This window comes from Vibrio sp. 10N.222.55.B11 (assembly GCF_041473705.1).
In the GTDB taxonomy this organism is placed as follows: Bacteria; Pseudomonadota; Gammaproteobacteria; order Enterobacterales; family Vibrionaceae; genus Vibrio; species Vibrio crassostreae_C.
In genome coordinates, this window is sequence record NZ_JBFRST010000096.1 from 1 (window position 1) to 5,787 (window position 5,787).

Below are 5,787 nucleotides of genomic sequence, written 5' to 3' on the forward strand. Positions count from 1 at the left end.
ATTCTATAGTCAAACAGAATAATTTGAATGTTAAAAGATTTGAAAAGTTCTTAATTTCAGCACTATGTGACGTTATTCACAAAAAGATCAAAAATTTAACAATTTACGACTAGGCTTTATAAAATTTCAGTGATGAAAGTCACATTTATGGTCTTTTTGGGGAGAAATAATATGAATCTAACTATTCCTACGTGTGGTTCTTTATTGATTAATAACGGTGTTTTTCAAGGTAGTTGTCATCATTTGCTTACTTATTAAGCAGCTTCTCTTTCTGGATTTAGGTGAACGTCACCAACAGGTTCACAGTTTCTGATATCACCAGGCCAGCGTTCAGGGTTTAGCTCTTTTGCAGCGAGTAGTACCTCCGCTCGGCGCTTCAAGATCTCTTTATCTTTTCCATTGTGACGCTCTGAAGGCGTGACATAATTCAGCTTACTGTGCTTGTGCTCCGTGTTGTACCAGCGTACGAAGGCTTCAACCCAACTTCGACTACTGTCGATTGTTTCAAAGCCCTTTGTTGGCCAGCTTGGCATGTACTTTACCGTGCGGAACAATGACTCAACAGACGGGTTATCATCACTGACTCTTGGGCGACTATACGATGAAGTAATACCTAACTCTTCCATTTTTGCTTTGAACGTCAACGACTTCATCGGCGCACCATTATCTGAGTGAAGAACCAGTGCTTGATTGAAGCACTGCTCTCGCATCAACGTTCGTTGCAGAAGTTGTGACGCTAGCTCACCGCATTCATGCTCATACACTTCATAACCAACAATTTTTCGACTGTAGATGTCCTCAATGACATACAGGTAATAGTGTTGGCCTCGAACCTTTGAAGGTAAGTAAGTGATATCCCACGTATAGACTTGGTTTGAGTCCGTCGCTGTGTAACTGGTTGGCTTCGCTTGCTTCTGTCTGCTCCGCTGACGACCTCGCTTGTGAAGTTGCCCCTGCGTACTCAGTACTCGATAGTAGCTCGACTCAGAGGCGATATACTCACCTCTATCAAGCAGTGTCGGGACGATTTGAGTTGGAGGCAAGCTTGCGAACTCAGAGCGGTTACACACCTCGACAATCGCATCACGCTCTTCCTGAGACAGCTTGTTAGCAGGCTCAGGTCTGATGCATATTGGCCTTTTGTCAGCTTGAACTTCTCCTTGCTGATACCAGCGACGATAGGTTCTCAAGTCAATTTGAACTTCATGGCAAGCTAGCTGTAAACGGCATCCGCATTGCTTCGCTTCAAGGATTAGAGTCACTATGGTCTGCCTTTCATCGGTTGAGGTTAGTCGTCCTCTGGCTCTTCCCCGTAAAAGGCTCTCAGCTTTTTTCTTAGTACCAAGAGGGCGGCCGTTTCAGCGAGTGCTTTTTCTTTGAGTCGTAAATCTTTCTTCAAATCTTTGATTTCAAGTTTGTCAGCTTTAGCCTGCTTCTTTGCTTCAGCTTCCTGCTCTTTACTCGACTTAAACCCTTGCATACATTCGCTGCGCCAACTTTGGATTTGTTCAGGGAAAAGACCTTTTTCACGACAATATTGGCTGAGTTCACTTTCGGTCATCGAGTAAGTCTCGGCAACAATGGCGAGTTTAGTTTGAGCAGACCACTGCTCTGATGAAGTGTTGCTATTTGGCACGGCGGCTCCTGAACCTCTGAGTTGCTGGCGCCAATGATACAGGGTCGCAGTGCTAATTCCTTCCTCTTCCGACACTTCTTTCACTGACATCGAATAGGGAGGTAATAGCTTCTTCAAGATAGCTTCTTTTCTTTCTACTGAGATACGAGACACAATTACTCTTTATCGCCCAAACTGGTTAAATTTTAACAGTGACAACTACCCTGCCAGATAGGGAAACCTTGCCAGTGCCTTTTCTAAATTAGAAAACCATCAATAACTACAGGTATGGCAAATTTACTTGTGAAGTGCTAGTGCGGTGAGTAGCATCGCGCTAGCAAAAGTATTGGGTTAGGTGCGCACTAAGTGCCGTTAAATTAAATTAAGGCAAAATCACACACATCTAAAACCTGATCTATACTCATAATGCAGTAAAGATTAGCTTTCATGACACTCTCTAAGAAAAAGCCTCCCGATTGGGAGGTTTTTTTTGCATCTAAATCTGGGTTCGCACTAAGTGTCGTTATGGTAAATGTGTATTCAGCAACGTTAAATACTACTGTGAAACTACCTCCCCCTCTCTACGCGCCATAACGTATTAAGAGCCAACGTAATGGAAAGGAGGAGGCTTCCACGGATACCGAAATAATGAGCTTTTCAAGCTCACGCTATGCTTACCTTGCCATAAATAACAGGGTTTAGCATGAACGCTAATTGATCAAAAAACCATCATACCTCAACGCTAATTTGGGGTACGTTAATAATTATTAACATTAGTGATAGCAGAAGATAAAGTTGTTGTTTTGTACTTCCAATAAGTAATTTTAGTTGCTTGATTTTTTCCAACATTTCCAAAGTAACTTTCCCAAGCATCGCTACTTGTTAGTAACTCAGAAAACATATTACTCAAATCGCTAGTTGTCCAAACCTTTTTATAACCTTTAGTCCCTGTAGGAGCTGGACTTTTCTTATTTACATAATTATCTACTTTGTACTTATCTTCATAAGCCATAAAAATAGTGTATACAACACCTTGAGGCGCTGATTGTTTATACCATGGAACAACTACAAAATGGTGAACAGCTGACCCCATTAAAAAATGCCACACTTCTGTTTCTGAGTTTGCTCCGGAAAAAGCAAGAGCCGTATTTATTTGACTCTGCATATTTCCTTTATTTTCAATAACAGAACCATTGCCAGAATCGTTCTGAACAGAACCGTAAACAGCACGACTAAATTCAACTGGTACAGATGGGCAATTACTCAATTGCATCAGTTTTGAATTATTCTCTATAGCTAAAATTAGATCTTCACCTGTGTTACTCATATTTTGCTCCGTTAAACGTATAAATCGGGAATAAAAACCAGCCAAATATACTGTATATAAAAACAGCATTCAACCAGGGGCAAGGCCGCTATTTAGTTTATAAAATGGCGCTCCTTATCCTTATAGTAAAGAACACTTAATATCCCTGTGATCATCCTCATCGGGCGAGGTTTTACTGCGAAATTGCTAATTCTTATTGACGCAAGTTTTAGATTGCGGAGGACGGCTTTAAAATTGTTGCAACACAACCTCACAAAAATCGGTGTTTATTATTACTATTTGGTAAATGTGCGAGTTTGCTATCAGAAACAGCCCTCAGACCACCTCAAACGCTCTTAGCGAAGATTTTAGACACTTGATCAAGGCGGTATGCTTCCATAACGCCTTGTAAGTTTGTGACGCTTTAAGATCGGTTTGTAGAGCAAAAGTCATCGAGTTGCTTTGAACTAAGAACTGCACTCTGATACCCAGTTTACGTTCTTTTTGAGTTTGGGTGTCAGATTAGTTCTATTAGGCCAAAAACCACTCGACTGTGAATGCAGACTTTTTGGCGAAACCAATTTAGGTCGGGTAGACGACACTTGTTACCAAGTGCCGTCCCCCTAAGAACCCAGCGTGCAACTTTCACTGCACTAGGCTCAAGCCTTCACGAAGGCATCGTTTGATACCCAGCAACTTATAAAGCAGCGAGAGTAGGCTCCTTCCAAGAGTTGCGAGCTTGCCTTTTTGACTTTCTCTTAGCCAAGTATTCTTGGTGTTGAGGGTCATATGGTGTCGCTGCACTTCGGATTTTTTACATGTCTCTCGATCGGTACTTTGGCTATTTGGAAGAGATTGAACTGGCAATCCATATCCATGATCTTCTGCCAACCATGAAAATGCCATTGGCCTTTTCGGTTGACGAAGTATTTAAGGGCCACCCAAGTTTTGGATTTTGTCGGATGACGCCTCACTGCCCAGTACCATAATGCAAGAAATAGCTTATGACCTACATATCCGAATACCTGTTTAGCCACGCAATGGCGATAATAATTAGCCCAACCCCTTAATTTCGGATTTATCAGTTTGATAAGATCGTTTACAGAGGTTGTTGCATGCTTTTTGATGAGTTCGCGCAGATTGCTCAAGAACAGCAATGTGTTAGATTTACTCGGTTTAATGAGCAATTTCCCTTTGTACTTTCTGTGATTGAACCCTAGAAAGTTAAAGCCGTTATCGATGTGTGTAATGTGCGTTTTCTCTTCGGATAATGTTAAGCCTCTTTCCGCTAAAAATTCAGCGATCAACGGTTTGATATCGTTCTCCAACACTTCCTTTAAAGCGCAGGTGACGACGAAATCGTCGGCGTATCCAATGAAATTGGCTCTACTACCCTTTTTGAGGGCCGTAGACTTAATATGCTGCTCAAGTCCAGCAAGAGTCATTAGCATCAAGGTTGGTGATATTATCCCACCTTGCGGTGTTCCCTCATCGGTGCGATAAAACAGACCTTTGTCCATAAAGCCAGATTTTAGCCATTGTTCCAACATTCTCTTATCAATAACGATGTTATCAAGAAGCCATTGATGGCCGATCTTGTCGAAACAAGCTTTAATATCCCCTTCAAGTACCCATTTAGCTGATTTCTTTAATGCCAAACATTTGAAACACTGCCCAACTGCATCGGCAGTACTGCGATTTGGCCTAAATCCATAACTATTAGGGTCAGCAAGCATTTCCGATATAGGCTCTAATGCAAGAAGATGGAGGGCTTGTTGCGCTCTGTCAATCATGCATGGAATGCCTAATGGTCTGAGCTTGCCGTTCTTTTTAGGGATGTAGATACGCTTGAGCGGTTGGGCTTTGTACGCCTTTCGACTCAATTGATTAACTGCTTTTATGCGGCGTGCATCTGTGTTCCAGATGACACCATCTATTCCAGACGTTTTACTACCTTTATTTTGAGATACTCGCCTTACTGCAAGAAGCTTGGCTGAGCGAGAATGGGTTAGTATCCACTGCAAGGCTTTCGCTTTACCGTGTTTACCTTCTCTAGTTGCCTTTGCGATACGCATCTGAAGCTTTAATACATGCGACTCAATAGGTTTCCAGTCGATAGACTGCCATTGAGCACTGTCAGGAGAGGCACTAATCTCTTTAGAAATCATCATTTGCGTTTCTCCTTAAATAAAGTTCTTCAAACTCTCTCGCAACGAAAGACCAGTCGGAAGTGGGCTCACTTTCGTGACCAGACACGAGTCTGTATCTGCATCGTTACAATGCAGCCTTCGCTTTCTCCGACCTCCTTTACCCGCATCACTATCGGCCACAAGGGCTTTCCCATAGGGAGCGATACAGGCTTACCCTGTTCCGTATGTTACGTAAAATGTCAACTTAGATGCCCACTCTAGTGCGGAGAGTACTTTGATCACGAAAGGCCAATGCCCAACTCCTTTCCGACTCTCGTTGCCGTTTTGGCCACAGCGTATTAACCACTTCCGCTGCTTCATCATATGACGCACCTTTAATGGATTCACATACGTTCATCATATTGACTCCCTAGCACTTACCCGAATTGTGGTTTTCAGGAGGAACATCCTCTCACGATTTTGTTCCCACTCAGCCTAACGGCCAAGTTTCGTTACATTGTCAGATCCGCTACTTTATTCAGGATCTTAGGGTCATCTGGTGATACAGATGGTTCACTCTTGTCGTGGTGAACAACGCTTCATACGACTTCAGGTCGCACGGGCAGAAATGAGCTAGAGCTACTACTCTAATGATTCATTAGAACGAATAGCAGCGTACCGATGCGATCGCTGCCATTTTAAGAGGATACTTTATTACTTGCTACTCATGGAAACAG

2 protein-coding genes and 1 pseudogene are annotated in these 5,787 nt (G+C 42.6%); all 3 read right to left on the bottom strand.

Annotated elements, in window-relative coordinates:
- Positions 1-254: 254 nt before the first annotated feature.
- The 3 genes and pseudogenes from AB4503_RS24520 to ltrA all read right to left on the bottom strand — a co-directional run bounded on the left by AB4503_RS24520 (position 255) and on the right by ltrA (position 5,092).
- Positions 255-1,789 (bottom strand): IS3 family transposase gene (locus AB4503_RS24520; protein WP_372101472.1). Its coding sequence is split into 2 segments (ribosomal slippage): positions 255-1,336 and positions 1,336-1,789, totalling 1,536 coding nucleotides; the frame shifts between segments, so codons are not numbered across the junction.
- Positions 1,790-2,372: 583 nt separating this feature from the next.
- Positions 2,373-2,942 carry a hypothetical protein gene (locus AB4503_RS24525; RefSeq protein WP_016799065.1) on the bottom strand — a complete coding sequence of 190 codons (570 nt, stop codon included), beginning with the start codon at positions 2,940-2,942 and terminating at the stop codon, positions 2,373-2,375.
- 676 nt (positions 2,943-3,618) lie between these two features.
- Positions 3,619-5,092, bottom strand: a pseudogene (gene ltrA / locus AB4503_RS24530) (group II intron reverse transcriptase/maturase).
- Between the last annotated feature and the right edge of the window lie 695 nt (positions 5,093-5,787).

Bases quoted from the DNA above. Each gene is read 5' to 3' on its own strand.
- AB4503_RS24525 (WP_016799065.1), bottom strand. From the start codon at position 2,942: ATGAGTAACACAGGTGAAGATCTAATTTTAGCTATAGAGAATAATTCA.